Here is a 15879-nt window from a genome sequence, read left to right on the forward strand (position 1 = left end):
GTCAGTTCCCGTACTTGATAATTTCAACCGCGTGCGCGGGTGCGCTGCGTCGTAGTGCGCACTCCAGGGCACCCGATGGGTTGCCGCCGAAGTGCTCGCCGAAGTGCGCAACGCCGAAGCGGCGACCCAGGCGGCGGCGTGAGCCCGCGTCTAGAGTCCACATGAATTGCGCTCCCCAGGTGCCGAAGTGCGCTAGGCCAAACCGGGCGCGGCCGAAGCGCGGCGCTCGATGCTCGATCACGCGGGCATCCAAATAGCCTTGGCTAACAGCCAGATCAACGAAGTAGACCGGAGTCTGCCCACCCGTCTCGATCAGCCGACGCCGTACAGCCAGTTGCCGGTCCTCAAATTTCGGCGACTCGCCCATGCAAGGGTCAGGCAGGTGCATAACCCGCTCCCAGTCCGGGACCAGCTCGCGCACCGTATAGGGGTTGCTCTCAGCCAGAAGATCAGCTGCCCGGGCGTCCTCGCGGGCTAGCAGATCCGCCGCCACCTGCAGCAGCGAATCCAGGCCGGGGTTAAGTTCTCGATCCCAGGCCGGACCCGGGGGCAACAGCGCCTGCAGCTGGGCGCGGTAGTCCTCGGCGGTTCTTATCGCCACAGCACACCCCCATAGGTCAGCAACTGATTGGGCGCGGCATTGAGGTTCGCCGTAGGGCTGAACAATTCGTGATCACGCTCCCCCGTAGCGCCGCTGATAGCCTCGCGGATATGCGTCAACAGCAGTTCAGCGCCCAGCGCCGACTCACGGTTGTGCAGATCAATCAACGCGGCCTCAACCGCCCGGCGCACCGCCGAGCTGTCCGGCGTTACCTTGAGCTGGTATTGCACCGGTTTTTCAGCCGGGGGCAGTACGTACAGCTCGGCCGTAACCGGCCGCTCGCGCTCGATATACGCCCGCACCTCGGCGCAGGCCTGGGCGCTGGGGATCGGGTCCGGATCGTTGTCACGCATGAAGAACAGGCCGACCGTGCCAGGCCCCATGTAGTGCCGCACGACCCAGGCCCGGGTCACGCCGGGCACCTCCAGGGCCCAGGTTTCGTAGTCGCTGGTACTGCCGCCGTGGGGGATCACCCGATACGAGCGAATCACCCGAGCGCGTAGCGCCTCTACGCTCTCCTGGGCAACACCACCGCGCAGCCCTGGGGCTGACACGGTAAACGCCTCGTTGACGCCCAGGACGGGCGACACCAGGCGCAGAACGGCCCCGGCGCTTGTGTTGCCCAGGGGCCCGGGTTCCAAGGCTTCAAGCTTGGCCACGCCGGCAGCACCGGCCAGGGTTGCCGTTACGGTAACGCGAAAGCGCACGCCGTCATCACGCTGCAGCAGCGTGCCGGCATCGAGGACCGCCGAAGCGGCCCCGGTGAACGCCGCCACGCCGGACGCGGCGACAGCCTGCAGACGCCCGCGCTTGAGCCGCGCCTGGGCCATACGTAGCAAGGTTTCCTCGTCTGCAGTGTCCGGCAAAATCTGATTGGCTATGTATTGCTGATGGCCGTAGCGGCCGAACGACGCGGCGGCCAGCACCCTTGCCAGTACCTCGGCATCGGAGCGCACAAGGGCGCTGGAGACGGCCAGGCTCGACAGCTCGCGGCTGATCAGCTCCGGCAAGCTGGGGGTATTAAACGGCATTGATCACCTGCCATAAGTTGTCTAGTTGAACATCGATCGTTCGGCCGTCGCGCAGTGTTAGCAGCACCTGCAGCTCCAGCCGATCCACTCCGCGAGTGGTCGTGACCGCAACGGCCGTGACCCGTCCGTCCTCAAGCATCCAAGCCAGGGCCTCGCGGGCGAACGCCTCGGCCGTCTGCGCGGTTTCGGCGGTCAGCTTTGCGCGGCGCAGCTGCCACAGCCGCGAGCCGATGCGGTCATTGGCAAGACTGGGGAAGCTGTCGCCCCACCACCCGAAGCGCTCCGGATCGTCGATCCGGTCGTCAGGGCCGGCGCGGCGCCAGGTCAGCAGGCTGATAACGGCGGCGCGCTGCCACGCGCCGTCGGTGGCGTCGTCTTGCAGGATCATTTGCCACCCCCTACAGGCGGGCCGGACTGGCCGCTACCGGGCATAACCCCAGTGTGTGCGTGCTGCACCTGGCTAATGCCGGCGGCCACCTGATCGCCGGCCGATACGATCTTTCCGGTGGTGCGAATCTCCGGCGTATCGAACTCCACGCCGCCCGAGGCCTTGACCTTGAGCGTTACGGTTTCAATCTCGATCACCCGGCCGCGCTTGAAGTGCAGCACGTCGCCTTCGTCGGTGTACAAGGCCACCTCTCCGGACTGGAGTCCCTGCAAGCGAAAGCGCCGGTCCGCGACGTTCAGCACCACGCCATGCGAGCGGCCGTCGCCCAGAAACAGCGCGATCCCCTCCGCGCCGGGGTGCGGGTTGGACGTGACGCCGTAGGGTTCGAAGTGTTCCAGGCCGTCGCGGATCTCGTCGGCAGTCAGGCGCATTTGCAGCGCCTGCAGCTTGCCGGCAGGGCTCACCAGGGCGACCTCCCCCCGGGCCACGTTGTTGCGTGCTGGTCTCATGATTCGGGCTTCCAGTCGGCAGGAATGAGATATTCGAAGTTGTCCGCCTTGCCGCCCTTCTTGAGCTTGCGGCTCTTGTGCGGGTCTTTCGGCTCCGGCTCGAAAGCGTCCGGCGGCGCCACCGTGAGATTCGCGACGGTCCCGGACTCGTCGAGGCTGTACTCGACTTCACTGATCAGCAGGTCACGGTCAATGCCAATCAGCGGATCGACTACCCGAACAATCATGTTCGGCAGCCACAGCGCGCCATTGGACTGCCGCCATCCCTGGATTTTGTAGTGCAGGGTTAGCGCCTTGCCCATGCGACTGCCGCGCTCCCAATTCGCCCTGGCGCTGGCAAGCTCCGGGGTCATCTGGCCGCTTTCGTGAATCTGCAAGACGCGCTTGCGCGCTGCCCGAGGGTCAGCCGCCGACGCCTTGATTTCCGACGCCTTGGCGCCGTACTCCTTGTCATTGCCGGCGCGCTGGCCGGTGACAACGTATTCAGAAAACACACCGGAAAAGTCCAGATCCGCAGAACCGGTCAGGATGTTTTCACCCAGCTGCAGGCTGTCCACCGCCCTGCCGGCGCTGCCCGGGCGAATGATCACTACTCGGCCCTGGCTGTCGTCCGTGGCCAGCAGGCGCGAAAGGGTCAACAGCCGGTCGATTGACTCAAACACCGATTCCCCGGGCTCGATGCTGTGTTCAGCAAGCTTGGTGGTTTCGGCGGCCTGGCTCCGCACTTGCACGCCGTAGGGTTCGGCCAGGGCCTGCACAATCTGCTGGATGCTCTGCCCCTTCCACTGGCCGGGCTTGTTGATTGCCGAGCAATCGACCAGATCCGCGGTCACGGATCGGCCTTGAATCGAGCGCGTGACCGACTTGCTGTCGTAGCTAACCGGTGTGCCGAAGATCCAACCGGACAGCACCAGGTCACCGCCTATACGCACCTGGCAAAAATCGCCCTGGCGAATCGGGATTTCCTCGACCTGGCCAGGCCAGCGCCAGGTCACGTCAAGCTTGAAGTCTCGACTCAAGCGCTCGATGCCGGCGCTGATGCTGACTTTCTTCCAGCCGCGATACTCCAGGCCGTTCACGCTCAGCGTGACAGCGTTTTGTTCGTGCATGGGGGTTACTCCTGGGCGACGTACAGCGCACCCGCCGGCAAGAACCCGGGGTGCGAGACTTTGTTACGCGTAACGATTTCCTCGGCGCGGGAGGCGTCGCCGAAACACTGATAAGCCAGCACGACCGCCGGCAAGCTTTCCTTGCGCTCGACAACCATCAGGCGCACCCCGGCGGCCGCGACTTCTGACAGATGCGCTTTCGCGCTCTTGCGCAGCGCTTCCAGCGCCTGGAAATGCTCATGCGGGGCGACCAGGGCGGCCGACCACAGCGCATCATTTAATGCGTCGCGCAGCTCGATCACGTCCGACGCCGCCGGCACCTCGGGCCGAGTGATCGGCGCCGATACCTGCTGCTCGACCACCGGCACGCCGGGCAACGGGGCCGGCGCCGGCACGATCGGCATCGAAGCCGCCGAGCGCGCCGCATGAACGATCAGGGCGTCACGCATCAGCTCACGCGCCGCCAGCACCGTCGCCGCTGTCGCCTGGCCACCGGCCGGCGTGACGGCCTCGGCGTCGCGCTTGATTTCCTCGCTCAGCCCCTGGGCCAGCTCAGTTTTCGCCGCAATGTCCCGCGAGGCTTCAACCAGGCTTGGAACGTCCTGTTCGGTGCCTGCCAGGCGCGCAACGGTCCGGGCGAACTCAGGATCAGCCTCGACCGCTGCCGCGCTGTGCGCGCCACTGGAAGGCTCCCAGCGGTAGCCCGAGGACCGCGAGCGGCCGCCGACCCCGGCGAACTGTGCGCGGATCATCGCCGCGAAGTTGCCAGGGGCATTGATCAGCATGTCTGCCAGAGCTTCAACTGAGCTGACAATGCCCAGCAGCTGCCCGAACTCCTGCTGGATCACCTGCTGTATCCCGGCTATGCCGTTCTGCAGCACGGTAATAGCCATCCGCGCCCGGTCTACCACGGCCATCGCTTGCTTGTAGCGAGCAATAGCCGATTCAAGCAGGCTTTCGGAATCTTCCTCCACCTGGACCGATTGACGCTTGACACCGACCGGGTAGCCCTTCTCCCCAGCTTCGACGAACACCAGGGCGAAGCGCACCAGGCCACCGGCCCGGCGCTCGTGCGACACCTCGCAGCCTTCGCTGGCTGTCACCTGCAGACGGCCGAACCAGGGGTGTACCAGCTCGCCGGAGCCGGGCGTATCTAGCGCATGTAGCAGGTTGTCCCGTTGAAACAGGCAGTCATCCCCAATCACGAACGCATCGAGCTTTATTTCGCGGGTCTTGGCGCCCATGTCTTCCACCAGCGGCCGGTCCCGCTGGGGGTATTCGTGCAACTGGGTCCGGCGACCGACCGGCGTTGCGTCGCTATCAACGTAGAACGGCACCCCGCGAAAGCTCGCCGGGTGCAACTGTTCCCGCCAGGTATCCGGCTTTTCCGGCTTTTCCGGCTTATCAGCCATTCCTGCCCCCTAGTGATCGGTACCCAACTTGCGGACTGACACTCAGCCCGGGTTGATTGGTTTGTGCAGGGTCCGCCCGCATGCCTGCAGGTGCGTTTTCAAAGCGCACGACCATGGCACCGGTTAGCTCGGTACGCTGTGACGCGGCCGTTTTCTGAATCAGCGACCCACGTTCGGCAGGCAGGCTGCCCGAGGCTGCCCCGGTCCTGGCCGAAACCGGCGGCCGGCCTTCGGCCTCCGGCAGCAGCGCCTTGGCACCTGCAGGCGACGGCAGCGGCCCCGGCAGGGTCTTTGCCGCTGCCACCACCTGCAGCGGCCCCGGCTGCACCAGGGGCCCGCTGTCGTTCGCTGGAGCGCGTAGCAGGCTGGCCACCTGCGCCGCCTGCGGCAGCAGCTCAGGCGCTGCAGCAATCGGCTTGACCAGTTGCCCCGGCGCCGGCAGCCCTTCGCCGTTGCGGGCGTTCTGCTGCTCGGCCCAGCTGCGGATCTTCGACGACGCTGCGCTGATCACCCCGTCACCGTCCGAGCTGACCCCAAGGAAATTCATCATCGGTTCAATGATTGGCTTGAGGTCGCTCCACAGGTCTTGGAAAAACTGAGTGATCGGCGTCCAGTGCTTGACGATCAGGCCGAGCGGGGTCCAGTCGAACATGTGTTTCATGTAGTCGATGATCGGCCCGGAAAACGCCTTGATCAGCTCCCACAGCGCGCTAAAGAACTCGACCAGGGGCCCCCAGTTCTGAATCACCATCCCGATGGGGGTCCAGCTCAGGCCGGCTTTCAGGAACTCCCAGGCCGCCATGGCCGGCGCCTTGACCTGCTCCCACAGTCGCACGCAAAACGGGATTAGCTGCCCCCAGTTCGCCGCGATCAGGCCGAGCGGCGTCCACCGAAACGCTTGCTTGAACCAGCCCCACAGCACAATGGCTGGACCCTTGATTTGCTCCCACAGCTTTTCGAAGTACGGGCCCACCGTTGACCAGTTCGCTATCAGGACACCGGCCGCAATCGCGATCCCGCGCACGATCAGGCCTATCGGACTCATCATCGCCACGCCGTTCATAATCGTCAGCACTGCAGTAGCGCCGGCAGCGGCCAGGCGCAGCGCTGTGAACCCCACGGCCGCGCCAAGAATGCCCTTGATCAGCATCGGATTGGCTCCGGCGAACTCGGCCACTTTGCTGACAATCGGCCCGACCACGGCAACAAAGTCATTGAGCGGCGGCAACAGTGCGTTGCCAACCGTGATGCCCAGGCGGGTTACGCGGTTCTGCAGTAGCTGCAGGGAGTTTTCCGTAGTCGCGGCGCGGGCCGTGTATTCAGCGAGCATTGAGCCGTCGAACTCTCCGCCCTCACCGACGTTTTTAAAGTTCTTCTGCAGCGTGTCCAGGTTCGTCAACAGCGGCGCGATGGCCCCTACCGACTCCTTGCCGAACAGGTTTGTCAGGACCGCCGCCTGCTTGCTTTTCTCGACCTTGGCCAGGGTCATCAGGACGCGGTTAATCGTGCCCTCGCTGTCCGTCTGCATGCCCTTGGAGATTGCACCGGCATCCAGGCGCAGCGCCTTGAATGCCGCTTTCTGCGACTTGGTAGCCGCCGTGCCGGCGCTCAACGTGAGCATAAAGTTTTTGATACCGGTGGCCGCCACGTCCTGGGCGATCCCCACCCCGGCCAGGGCCGAACCCATCGCCGCGAGCTGGCCAGCGTTGACCCCGGCCACCTCGCCCAGCGGGCCGATGGCTGTCACGATGGCCGAGATTTGCGCGGTACTGGCCGCGCCGTTGTTCGCGAGATAGTTGATCTTGTCGGCCAGGGTCACCACTTCGGTTTGGCTCATGTGAAACGCTGTGCGCCACTTGGCCATCATCTCGCCGGACTGCTCGGCCGTCTGATCGAAGGCCACGCCCATTTTTACCGCGTCCTCGGCGAACCGCATCAGGTCTGTTCGCTCGATACCTGATTGCCCGCCGGCCGCGACGATCTTGGCGATTCCGTCCGCCGCCATGGGCAGCTTTTCGGAAAGGTTCAGAACGTCCGCGCTCATCGCCTGGAACTGCTCGGGCGTCTTGAAGTCAACGACCTTCTTAACGTCCGCCATGGCGCTTTCAAACTGAATCGCCGCACGCACGCCCATCACGAACGGGGCCGCGATGGCCCCGCCCTGGATCGCATCGCCGAACGTGATTTTCCCAAGGCCCGAGCTGTTCAACTGCTTGCGCAGATTGGCCGCGTTCTTGCGAATCCCGGTCAGTACCGGCGAGAGCTTATCGACGCCGGTAATCAACGCCTTGAGCTGGAATCTGTCCGCCATCATTCACCCCCTGATGCGGTCTGCCGCTGTATCCGGTGTGCGTGTTCTTCACTTTCGAACAGCACGTCCAGGGGCCAGGCCTTGACCTGTTCCGGGCTGGTTTTCCAGTACCAGGCCAGGTCATAGGCCAACTCGGTCAGCTCTCCGATTTCGGCGAAGCGGCAGCCATGAAAAAACCCGCAACCGCCCAGGCAATGCCGTTAAAGTCGTGCAGATCCAGCTGACTAACAGAGCCAGGGGGAATGCCGGCACAGACAGCGATGTACTTGCTGGCAATGTCCAGATCCAGGGAAACTGACTCGTCTTTGTCGATCTTGTACGGCAGCGCCTTGATATCGCGGCAGTCCTGCACCGTGGGGCGGCGTAGCTCCAGGGCGTTCAGGGTTTCACCGTGGGCTTGAATCGGTGTACTCAGTTCAATAGTTACCTTGCTCATTACTGCCAGTCCCCCGCGATACCTTCGAAATTCAGGGAGACCTTGCCGTCATCCCCGCTGACCTTTACTTCATCGACCAAATAGGCCCCAGACAGGACGTAGCTACTACCGTCCTTGAATTCGGCCGTGACGGTCATGTTCGTGCCGTTTTCAAGCTTGGCCATGGGAAAGCGCGGGGTCTTCACCGCGTCAACTTTGAGTGAGGGTGTTAGGTCTTCCTCCTTGTAAAAACCTTTGACGATGGTTTCTCGCTTGTACTTCGACAGCGGCGCCTCAACGCCGCCCGTGATCGTCAGCTGTTCACCATCGACCTTGATGTAACAGGTGCCTGCAACTTTCTGACCCATAAAAGGGGCTCCACAAAAAGGCCCGCACAGGGCGGGCCGGGGTGAATCGGTAGGGTTTAAGCGGCGTCTGGATACTGCAGCCGGAACTGATACGACAGAGCCAGGACGCGCAGCTGGTTGACCAGATCCGGTGGGAACAACACCCCGATCCGATTGGGATCTTTCGCGTCGCGCTCAACGATCAGGTGTTGCTTGAACAGCTCCTTGTTCTCAACCAGGCCGGCACGCTCCAGCTCGCCATAGGCCGCCACCAGCTCGCCACGGATCACTAACGGCGTGACGATGGCCTGGCCGGCGCCGAACTCTGTCCCATCGTTGGCCAGCTTGTGACGCCCATACTTGCTGGTGATACGGCCCTGCAGGTTGCGAATCACATGCGCCGACTGGTGCAGCGGCTCACTGTCCAGGTAGGACGTATCGGCCTGGCCGTAAGCGTTGCGCTGGTAAGTCGTCACGGCGCGCTGGATGCGATACGAGCCGCCCTCGTAGCACGCGGTAGCAATGCCGTAGCTCAGCAGCGATTGACGCTCGGTCAGGGTAAAACGCTCGCTGGCCGGGGCTGGATCGATCCCCGACAGGGCGCCGGTCTGCGTCGGCCGGCCAGGGTCGGCACTGATGAACACCGCCGTTCGCGCCGCGTACTGCGCCGCCACTTCCCACACCGGCTGCGGCAACCCGCGTTCGAAGCCGTGCAACGTCATGTGCTGATCGTTGCGGGCCCGGCCGGCGGCCACCAGTTCGCCGACGCTGCCGCGCTTGGCGCTGTATACATGACCATAGAGCTGCTTGGCCCAGGACCAGCGCCCGGCCGTGTCGTCCATGGTGGTCTTCCAGGCGTCGAGCGTGGCCGTATCGCTCCAGGGCTGGCAGATGAATTCGAACGGTTCATCGCCCAGCGCTGCCAGCGCGGCAGCCATGTCCGGCGCGCCAAGCCCGCCAGTCATCACACCCGCCACCAGGGTCAGGCCTGGCGGGGTTTCCTCGCCAGAAGCGCGCCCCAGGCGGTTCAGCTCAACGCGGATATCGTTGCCGAGGTCGCCCTTGAACTTCGCCACCAGGCTGACCACTGCGCCGGCCGCCGTGGCCGTGACCGGCAGATCGATCGACTCGTTAACCCGGGCCGCGATGGCCGTGGCCACCGCTTCGGCGGACATGGACGCCGCGACGTTGGTCCGCACCCGCTGGCCGGCAATGTACAGATTGACCAGGCCCGGCGCCGAGGCCGTGCCCGTTACCGTAACGGCGCCCTTGGCCGCTGCGCCATCGGTCACGGTCAGCGGCAGACACCAGACCTCACCGGCCACGTCGATGGCCCGGTGCTGGTTGTACATAGCCGCGAGCATCGAGCCGGCACCGCCGATATCCAGCACGTCCGCCGGCCGCGTCACCAACACCAGGCGACCGACCTCGGGGCTGGTGACACCTTCGTTCACCTGGCCGACGATCAGCCGGCGCAGCGCACCGCCGCCGCTGGTGTTCGCCATCGAGTTATCTACTTCGGCGTAGAACAGCGGGACGCGGATATCGGCGGGAATGTTGTTGAAGCTGATCATGCTTTGCCCCCTTTCCCAGGCTTGGTTTCAGCGGCCGGCAGATCCTCAACCCGTACCACGTCACCGTCATTGAGCCGGCGTTGCCACCAGGCGTTGAGCGCCACCGTTCGCCCTGCTGCAGGCAACAGGCGGCCGCCGTCTTCCGGCACCGGGCAATCACGCCCCGGCGCCGGCATCACATGAATCAAGGTTTGCATTACGAGAAGTCCTCGCGAGTTGTTAGCTCGATCCGGCCATCAGGCCCGGTCGGGGCTAAGTTTTTGTCGGCCATCGGATCGATAAAATCGACGGCGATGTTTATGCCCTCCAGCGCGGGCAGCCCGTCTAGTTCGTACTCCTGCCAGGTTTCTGCAGGTTGATCAGCTCGATTCCGACCCAGCTGGAACTCGGCTAGAAAGCCGAACTGGAAAACAACCCGGGCACGGCTGATATGCAGCAAGGCGCCCTGGCCATACTGGATAGGCGTGTACTCAGGTGCCGGCCTCCAACCCACCAACGCCCGCCAAAGCTCAGCGCGGACCCCATGCAACAGATCATTGGCCTCCTGCCCCCGCTCGTCCTTGGGCTCCAGAACGACTACTACGTTAAATTGATCCGTCACTCCCTGGATTAGGCTGTTCTGAGCCTCACATGGTGTCGCGGCGTCGGCCGTGGCGATCACGTATGCCGCCGGTAATTGGAGCTTTGCACTTTCGGCGACGGCATCCCAATCGATCCCGCCCGAAACACGTTGAGAGAATGTCGGGCAGTGGGCCCGCAAGTGAGCAACGATAGGGCTTAGCCTCATTGAAGAACCTCGGACATAAAAAAACCCCGCCATCGCGAGGTTCTGAACCATGACGCCCCGCTAATGCAGGGCTTCTGCAAAGGCATCGCGCAGAATCCGTTGCACGTCGGAACTGGAGTCCTGCAGAGCATCGGCCATGTAGTTACCCCTGGGCTTGATACGCCACTCTCCGGCTGCCCGCTCAGCGAGTGCCGCAGCGCGGGCTCCTGCTGCGCGCCGGTTGGACTTTCCTTTGCCCTGCCCTGGCGCCAGCTTCCCAAGGCGCCCCCCACGCTTTACACCGTAGTGCAGGAAGGCCGGGTAGAACTCAGCCATGGCCGCTGTCTTTCGGGGCGCGATCCTCACCAGAAAGCCCGACCGCGACACCTTGAAAGCGATGGATTCCAAGGTGGCCCCGGTGCGGTTGACCGGGTAGCCTTCCTGCCCCTTGCCCAAGGCAAGGTTCATCTGTGCGCGTTGAGTGACCAAACGACCAGCCCTGCGCATCCCTGCGCGGATCGCCTTCTTGTCGAAGGCGTCACGCTCGAAGTTGTCGAAGCCTTCGAAGTGCAAATACCCCTCAACCGAGGCCGAGTTAGACATAGACACCCCCGCTCGCTTTCTGCGGCCCCAGTTCTTCAACCTCCAGCACCGTGAACTTACGACTGCCGTTCATTTCGGACACTCGACGAACCCGGTAGATCGTCTCTCGATACAGCACCTCATGCGCTTCACTCATGCCCGCAAGCAGGTACAGAGTGATTCGATGAGTCACCTTGCTTTCGACTTGCACCCCGGAGTTGTAAACCACCGAACCTACCGGCTCGATCTTGGCCCAGCGCTCCTTTTCAGTCGAAAACACCGGGGTCAGTCCCTGATCCTCGGCCGGGATATCTGTTCGCAAGCGGACCAAGATACGCCGGTCCAGCTCCCCCGAGCGCGGTTCACGCATAGCCATAGTCAGAACCTCGGCGGGACCGTGATATCGGCCAACAGGTGATCGAGATAGAGCGACGGCAGCTCCGCTATGCTCTGCCCTATCACCAGTAGCCCCCGATGGGTGAACGCTGTTTCGGCCGCAAGCAGCAACCAGGACAACACGCTGGGGTAGGCCTGCAGGTCCACCCCAGCGAGATAGCGGATGCGCAGCCGGCCAGGTGGCCGACCGTCCGGGAAATGCAGATAGCTTTCCTTGCCCCCCTGCTCAAGCTCCACCCGCCCGGTGTACGGCGTCACGGTGGCCCCCAGCACCACCACCGATTCGATAGCCACCACCTGGCCAACGTCGAGCGAATGCCCCGAGGGGTAGGACGCTGGCCATTCGTCCTCATACAGCGCTTGGCGAACCGCCGCCCCTGTCTTGGACTCACAATAGCCAGTCACCCCCGGAATGATGATCTGATTGATCAGATCGGGCTGCAGATCCTCAGGCTCTGCCCGAACCTGAAAGGCGACCTGCTCCAAGGTCAGCACGGGCGCCCCCGTGTAGGCGATACGGCGACCCACGGCTAGGGCTTGGCTTCGTCATCGGGTGTATCGGTGTCCGGCGCCGGGCCGGACTCTGCCCCCGGCTGCGGAGTAGTTCCAGACTGTTCCCCGCCAGGTGCGGGTGCTCTCGACTTCCCTTTCTTGCCACCCTTTCCGCCTTCGTAGGCCACGGCGCGCCCGCCGTCGATCAGCGACTGCGCCACGTCTTCCTCAAAGCCTGCCACTTCGCCCTTGCCATAACCGCGCCAGGAGCCAGTGAATTCGATAATGACCTGTGCCATAAACAATCCTTCCAGATAAGCGGCCCCGCGTGCACGGGGCCTAGGTTTACATACCTTTGCCCCACTTCACGGCCACCGCCACCACGATGCTTTCAACGTGACGCGGCCCGAAGTCGTGCTTGGCAATAACTCGCACCAAGGTCTGGTTGCGCTGGAAGGCGCTGACCATATTGCCCTCGGCGTCTTTGTAGGAAGCTTCACTGCTGAAACCGATGGTCAGGTCCATGTCCTCGCCGATCATGCAGTCTGCGAAGTTGATAAAGTAGATTTCGGTTTCATCACCGTCTGCGCCGAGGTTGACCGGAATCTGAGTGCTGAGACCGACCGGGTAGCCCTTGAGCATGCCCTGATCGATTTCCGGATAGGCCTTGTTGCCATTGCCGTCTCGTAGCGCCTGCAACCAGCGCAGCACACGCGGCGCCATCAACCAGCCGCAAGACTTCATCTGCACGTTTGCCGCCTCAAGGCGCAGCATCATGCCGCCCAGGAACAGATCGATCTTCTCCAGGGTTATTCCGGTCACAGCCGGCGCTGGCAGGACGTTGAAAGGCGCTGCCCAGTGGCGCGCCCCCTTCGGTAGCACACCGGAGCCATCCGCACGAATGAAGTGCAGATCCTCGGAAAGACCCATGCTGACAGTCAGGTCGCTACCCACGATGGAATCGACACGCGGGTTAATGCCGCTCATCGCCAACAGGTCATTAGAGATCGGCACGATAGCTGCGGCAGTCTTAGCCGATAACTTGGTGTCTCCGAAGGTCATGCCGGTGACCGGAATGTCAGTATCGCTACCGATGTAGGTAACAACGGTGTTGCCGGTAATGCGCGGCATGGTCAGATTGCCGTTGTTCAGCGGCAGGCTGGTGACGCCCATTTTCCGCATGATGGAGACGGGCCGCAGTGACTCGATAATGTCCGTTGCGAAATTCTGCGGAACCAGCACGCCACCCGCGCCAGGCGTGACAACAGTCAGCGCCATGTGAACATCAGACGGAAAACCACCATCCTTGGCCATCTGCGCGGCGGTCTGCTGGTTGCCCTGGGCAGCAGCCAACAGACGCGCCATCTGCGCCATGCCGGTGCCCGGCTTGGCTTTCTCACTGAACGGGCCGGAGATACTGCCCCCCGGTGGGCTAGCCACACCCTGCGCCGACTCGTTGACCGGCACCGCACCGGCCGCCGCCAGGCGCTCGGCAGACTCGGCCCGACTGATCTTGGCAGTAAGATCGTTGATCTTGGTTTCCAGCTCGGTGAACTGCTGCAACTGCTCGGCGCTCAACGTCGCGCCGTCGGCCTCGATCTTGGCCAGCGTCTGCACCTGGGCGACCAGGCCGGCGCGCTCGTTACGCATTTGAAGTACAAGGGACATGCTGCCTCCTGGGCATAAAAAAACCCGCATTGAGCGGGTCGGGGTTCGGTTGAAACAGTGGAGCGATCAGGCCAGCGCCTGCATGGCCAGTGCCGTCGCACGTATGCCGATTCGACTCGACTGGCGGGCGGCACGACTCTGCGCGACGGCCCGCGACAGCTCGTCAACAGCGAGTTGCGGGTTTTGCATCCGGTCAGCAAGGCCGGCATTGATTGCATTCTGGCCGCGATACAACGCGGCCTCAGTTGCGATCACCTGGGCGAGTGGTAAGCCGCGATACTCGGAAACGGCACCGACGAACATCTGGTAGCTTTCCTGTACCAGATCGTTAAGAAAGGCCAACGACTGTTCGCTGATCGGCTCATGCGGCGTCAGGTCGTTCTTGTGCGCTCCGGCGTAGACCGTAGTCACCTTGACGCCCATTCCTTCCTCAAGCTTGGAGCGGTCCATATGACTGGCTATCACGCCGATGGACCCAACGCCGCTGGTACGGCTTACCACCAGCTCGCTGCAGGCCGACCCGAGCAGATAGCCCCCGCTGTAGGCCATAAAGTTGACCAGGCCGGTTATCGGCTTCTGCGCGGTCATTGCCCGAATGTCTTCGGCCAGCTCAAAAGCGCCAACAGCCGCACCGCCCGGGCTGTCGATATCCAACACGATATGCTCGACCAGGGGATCTGCCACGGCACGTTGCAGCTGGGCGCGCAGGCCCTCATAACTGGTCATCGTCTCGCAGGCGTTGAGGTGACTACCGCGACTGACCAGTACCCCACTAACCGGGATCACCTCGATCCCGGTCTGCGCAATGGCTGTTCGGCGCTGCTCGTCCGCGTAAGCCACACGATCTAATGGCTCGTCGTCCTGCCACATTTGAGCCGCGCCGCCCAGGTTGATGATGTTGAGGCTCATTGTCTGGTTGGCCCAACGCACGCCCAGGTCGAGCATGTCAGGCGTCACCAGCAAGGGCTGATTGAACAGCAGGCTGGATGCCCGCAGATAACGTTTACTCATTGGGCTAGAATCCTCTCGATCTCGGCGTGCTGCATCTCCAGCTGAGCGCGCACGGTTGGATTACTCAGATCCGGCTGTTTGCCGGCATCGACCATGTTTAGGGGTTGCAGGTAGATCTCACCGCCCGGAATCGGCGGCATATTCTCCAGACGCCGGATATCGTTCACGCTCAGCCATCCCCATTGGCGGCCGATGGCGTAGGCCTCATACCGGCTTTTCTGATCGCCGCGCAGCAGGCCGGACAGATTGAACTCGATGAAGTATTGCTGCCGGTCCTTCGGCAGCAGGAAATCGCGCATCATTGCCTGTTCGTGACGCTTCACCCAGGGCAACAACGCGAACACCACAAACTGGATCATTAGCTGTTCCAGGGTGTTGTAGTTCGACTTCTCCAGGTCGTTGACCATGGGCAACGGGATCTTGTATATCCGCGCAATGTCCATCCCGGTCAGCTTCAAGATACCGAGGATTTCGGCATCCACGTTCGTCATCGACACCGGCTTAAAGGTCATCCCCTCCTGCAGCAGGGCGACTTTCTTGGCATTGTCCATGCCGCCAAACTTCTGGCCCCACTGATCAACCAACTTATCGATGGTCCCCTGATCCTTGATCGCAGGAGCCTCGCGGGGACGCTCGATCACACCGGACACGGCTACACCGTTGGCAAAGCTCTTACCGGTGTACTGCCGCACCGCCTGGGCCAGCCCGACCGACTCAGCATGCAGTTCAATGGGCGACATACCGACATAGGGGTTAGTGCCGAACCAACGGACGTGATGCACCATCCGCATGGGCAGCGACTCGCCGCCGCTGATCCGGTAGTACGGCAGTAGGTCCGCCCCCTTTAGCACCTGCACCTGATCATGCTTGAGCGACCATAGAGCGGTTACATTGCCGTCATCGCGGCGGTCAATGAAGCTGTAGGCATTCCCGCGTAAGCCGGCCGATCCTTGGTGCCGCTCCATATACTCATAGGGGGTCTGAAAGGGGTTAGGCTGGTACCGCAACACGTCGTACAACGGGTGACTGATTGCCGGCTCCCGTTGCCCCTTCTCCTTGCGCTGGAACAGCTCCAGCGGCAGCTGTGCCACCGTCTCGGCCAACAGGGTCAAACAGTTCTGCAGGATCGGCAGGGCCAGCGCGGTTTCGGGAGTCACTGCCACCCCCGCAGAATTTCGACCACGACCGACCAGACCACGCCAAAAACCGCTGTCGGGCTCGGTCAACGTGCCGGCGCCCGAGGCGCGTAGACTGGAGAAAAACATGT

The 15879-nt window shown here is 63.0% G+C and carries 20 protein-coding genes; all 20 read right to left on the bottom strand.

The window, feature by feature from the left end:
* Position 1: 1 nt before the first annotated feature.
* Positions 2-601, bottom strand: a complete 600-nt coding sequence (locus ATY02_RS22465; protein ID WP_068587744.1) for a YmfQ family protein — start codon at positions 599-601, stop codon at positions 2-4.
* A complete protein-coding gene (locus tag ATY02_RS22470; RefSeq protein WP_068587745.1) occupies positions 592-1632 on the bottom strand; it encodes a baseplate J/gp47 family protein in 1041 nt (346 codons plus the stop codon). Before ATY02_RS22470 ends, ATY02_RS22465 begins: the two co-directional genes overlap by 10 nt.
* Positions 1622-2017, bottom strand: a complete 396-nt coding sequence (locus ATY02_RS22475) for a phage GP46 family protein (protein ID WP_416220691.1) — start codon at positions 2015-2017, stop codon at positions 1622-1624. The genes ATY02_RS22470 and ATY02_RS22475 overlap by 11 nt, the downstream gene beginning before the upstream one ends.
* Positions 2017-2529 (bottom strand): phage baseplate assembly protein V, encoded by a 513-nt coding sequence (locus ATY02_RS22480; protein WP_068587749.1) that lies wholly within the window; start codon positions 2527-2529, stop codon positions 2017-2019. Before ATY02_RS22480 ends, ATY02_RS22475 begins: the two co-directional genes overlap by 1 nt.
* The gene (locus tag ATY02_RS22485; RefSeq protein ID WP_068587751.1) at positions 2526-3638 is read right to left on the bottom strand and encodes a phage baseplate assembly protein; all 1113 of its coding nucleotides are present in this window, start codon (positions 3636-3638) and stop codon (positions 2526-2528) included. Before ATY02_RS22485 ends, ATY02_RS22480 begins: the two co-directional genes overlap by 4 nt.
* Before the next feature lie 5 nt (positions 3639-3643).
* On the bottom strand, positions 3644-5050 hold the full coding sequence (locus tag ATY02_RS22490; protein ID WP_068587752.1) for a DNA circularization protein: 1407 nt from the start codon (positions 5048-5050) through the stop codon (positions 3644-3646).
* Positions 5043-7361 (bottom strand): phage tail tape measure protein, encoded by a 2319-nt coding sequence (locus ATY02_RS22495; RefSeq protein ID WP_068587754.1) that lies wholly within the window; start codon positions 7359-7361, stop codon positions 5043-5045. The genes ATY02_RS22490 and ATY02_RS22495 overlap by 8 nt, the downstream gene beginning before the upstream one ends.
* Entirely contained in the window at positions 7361-7492 is a 132-nt protein-coding gene (locus ATY02_RS36390) for a hypothetical protein (RefSeq protein ID WP_265582639.1), read from the bottom strand. Before ATY02_RS36390 ends, ATY02_RS22495 begins: the two co-directional genes overlap by 1 nt.
* Positions 7493-7497: 5 nt before the next feature.
* Positions 7498-7797: a phage tail assembly protein gene (locus tag ATY02_RS22500; RefSeq protein WP_068587756.1), complete on the bottom strand. Its 300-nt coding sequence runs from the start codon at positions 7795-7797 to the stop codon at positions 7498-7500.
* Complete coding sequence (locus ATY02_RS22505) at positions 7797-8144, bottom strand: phage tail tube protein (RefSeq protein ID WP_068587758.1); 348 nt, start codon at positions 8142-8144, stop codon at positions 7797-7799. Before ATY02_RS22505 ends, ATY02_RS22500 begins: the two co-directional genes overlap by 1 nt.
* A gap of 56 nt (positions 8145-8200) precedes the next feature.
* Complete coding sequence (locus tag ATY02_RS22510) at positions 8201-9697, bottom strand: phage tail sheath subtilisin-like domain-containing protein (protein ID WP_068587759.1); 1497 nt, start codon at positions 9695-9697, stop codon at positions 8201-8203.
* Positions 9694-9894: a DUF2635 domain-containing protein gene (locus ATY02_RS22515; protein ID WP_068587761.1), complete on the bottom strand. Its 201-nt coding sequence runs from the start codon at positions 9892-9894 to the stop codon at positions 9694-9696. The genes ATY02_RS22510 and ATY02_RS22515 overlap by 4 nt, the downstream gene beginning before the upstream one ends.
* A complete protein-coding gene (locus ATY02_RS22520; protein WP_068587891.1) occupies positions 9894-10484 on the bottom strand; it encodes a hypothetical protein in 591 nt (196 codons plus the stop codon). Before ATY02_RS22520 ends, ATY02_RS22515 begins: the two co-directional genes overlap by 1 nt.
* Positions 10485-10544: 60 nt before the next feature.
* Positions 10545-11066, bottom strand: a complete 522-nt coding sequence (locus ATY02_RS22525; protein ID WP_068587763.1) for a hypothetical protein — start codon at positions 11064-11066, stop codon at positions 10545-10547.
* Positions 11059-11421 (bottom strand): head-tail adaptor protein, encoded by a 363-nt coding sequence (locus tag ATY02_RS22530; RefSeq protein ID WP_068587765.1) that lies wholly within the window; start codon positions 11419-11421, stop codon positions 11059-11061. Before ATY02_RS22530 ends, ATY02_RS22525 begins: the two co-directional genes overlap by 8 nt.
* 2 nt (positions 11422-11423) lie before the next feature.
* The gene (locus tag ATY02_RS22535) at positions 11424-11936 is read right to left on the bottom strand and encodes a hypothetical protein (RefSeq protein WP_176719825.1); all 513 of its coding nucleotides are present in this window, start codon (positions 11934-11936) and stop codon (positions 11424-11426) included.
* A 35-nt stretch (positions 11937-11971) separates the two neighbouring features.
* Complete coding sequence (locus ATY02_RS22540; RefSeq protein ID WP_068587769.1) at positions 11972-12232, bottom strand: hypothetical protein; 261 nt, start codon at positions 12230-12232, stop codon at positions 11972-11974.
* Between the two features lie 46 nt (positions 12233-12278).
* A complete protein-coding gene (locus ATY02_RS22545) occupies positions 12279-13601 on the bottom strand; it encodes a phage major capsid protein (protein WP_068587770.1) in 1323 nt (440 codons plus the stop codon).
* A gap of 66 nt (positions 13602-13667) precedes the next feature.
* Positions 13668-14612: a S49 family peptidase gene (locus ATY02_RS22550; protein WP_068587772.1), complete on the bottom strand. Its 945-nt coding sequence runs from the start codon at positions 14610-14612 to the stop codon at positions 13668-13670.
* A complete protein-coding gene (locus tag ATY02_RS22555) occupies positions 14609-15877 on the bottom strand; it encodes a phage portal protein (RefSeq protein ID WP_068587774.1) in 1269 nt (422 codons plus the stop codon). The genes ATY02_RS22550 and ATY02_RS22555 overlap by 4 nt, the downstream gene beginning before the upstream one ends.
* Positions 15878-15879: the final 2 nt, after the last annotated feature.

Source organism: Pseudomonas sp. BIOMIG1BAC, from assembly GCF_001705995.2.
In the GTDB taxonomy this organism is placed as follows: Bacteria; Pseudomonadota; Gammaproteobacteria; order Pseudomonadales; family Pseudomonadaceae; genus Aquipseudomonas; species Aquipseudomonas sessilinigenes.

Excerpts from the sequence above, each read along its gene's own strand:
- ATY02_RS22485 (WP_068587751.1), bottom strand. The coding sequence starts at position 3,638 with ATGCACGAACAAAACGCTGTCACGCTGAGCGTGAACGGCCTGGAGTAT.
- ATY02_RS22530 (WP_068587765.1), bottom strand. The coding sequence starts at position 11,421 with ATGGCTATGCGTGAACCGCGCTCGGGGGAGCTGGACCGGCGTATCTTG.
- ATY02_RS22545 (WP_068587770.1), bottom strand. The coding sequence starts at position 13,601 with ATGTCCCTTGTACTTCAAATGCGTAACGAGCGCGCCGGCCTGGTCGCC.
- ATY02_RS22515 (WP_068587761.1), bottom strand. The coding sequence starts at position 9,894 with ATGCAAACCTTGATTCATGTGATGCCGGCGCCGGGGCGTGATTGCCCG.
- ATY02_RS22505 (WP_068587758.1), bottom strand. The coding sequence starts at position 8,144 with ATGGGTCAGAAAGTTGCAGGCACCTGTTACATCAAGGTCGATGGTGAA.
- ATY02_RS22470 (WP_068587745.1), bottom strand. The coding sequence starts at position 1,632 with ATGCCGTTTAATACCCCCAGCTTGCCGGAGCTGATCAGCCGCGAGCTG.
- ATY02_RS22540 (WP_068587769.1), bottom strand. The coding sequence starts at position 12,232 with ATGGCACAGGTCATTATCGAATTCACTGGCTCCTGGCGCGGTTATGGC.
- ATY02_RS22495 (WP_068587754.1), bottom strand. The coding sequence starts at position 7,361 with ATGGCGGACAGATTCCAGCTCAAGGCGTTGATTACCGGCGTCGATAAG.
- ATY02_RS22555 (WP_068587774.1), bottom strand. The coding sequence starts at position 15,877 with ATGTTTTTCTCCAGTCTACGCGCCTCGGGCGCCGGCACGTTGACCGAG.
- ATY02_RS22500 (WP_068587756.1), bottom strand. The coding sequence starts at position 7,797 with ATGAGCAAGGTAACTATTGAACTGAGTACACCGATTCAAGCCCACGGT.
- ATY02_RS22550 (WP_068587772.1), bottom strand. The coding sequence starts at position 14,612 with ATGAGTAAACGTTATCTGCGGGCATCCAGCCTGCTGTTCAATCAGCCC.
- ATY02_RS22490 (WP_068587752.1), bottom strand. The coding sequence starts at position 5,050 with ATGGCTGATAAGCCGGAAAAGCCGGAAAAGCCGGATACCTGGCGGGAA.
- ATY02_RS22520 (WP_068587891.1), bottom strand. The coding sequence starts at position 10,484 with ATGAGGCTAAGCCCTATCGTTGCTCACTTGCGGGCCCACTGCCCGACA.
- ATY02_RS22525 (WP_068587763.1), bottom strand. The coding sequence starts at position 11,066 with ATGTCTAACTCGGCCTCGGTTGAGGGGTATTTGCACTTCGAAGGCTTC.
- ATY02_RS22480 (WP_068587749.1), bottom strand. The coding sequence starts at position 2,529 with ATGAGACCAGCACGCAACAACGTGGCCCGGGGGGAGGTCGCCCTGGTG.
- ATY02_RS22510 (WP_068587759.1), bottom strand. The coding sequence starts at position 9,697 with ATGATCAGCTTCAACAACATTCCCGCCGATATCCGCGTCCCGCTGTTC.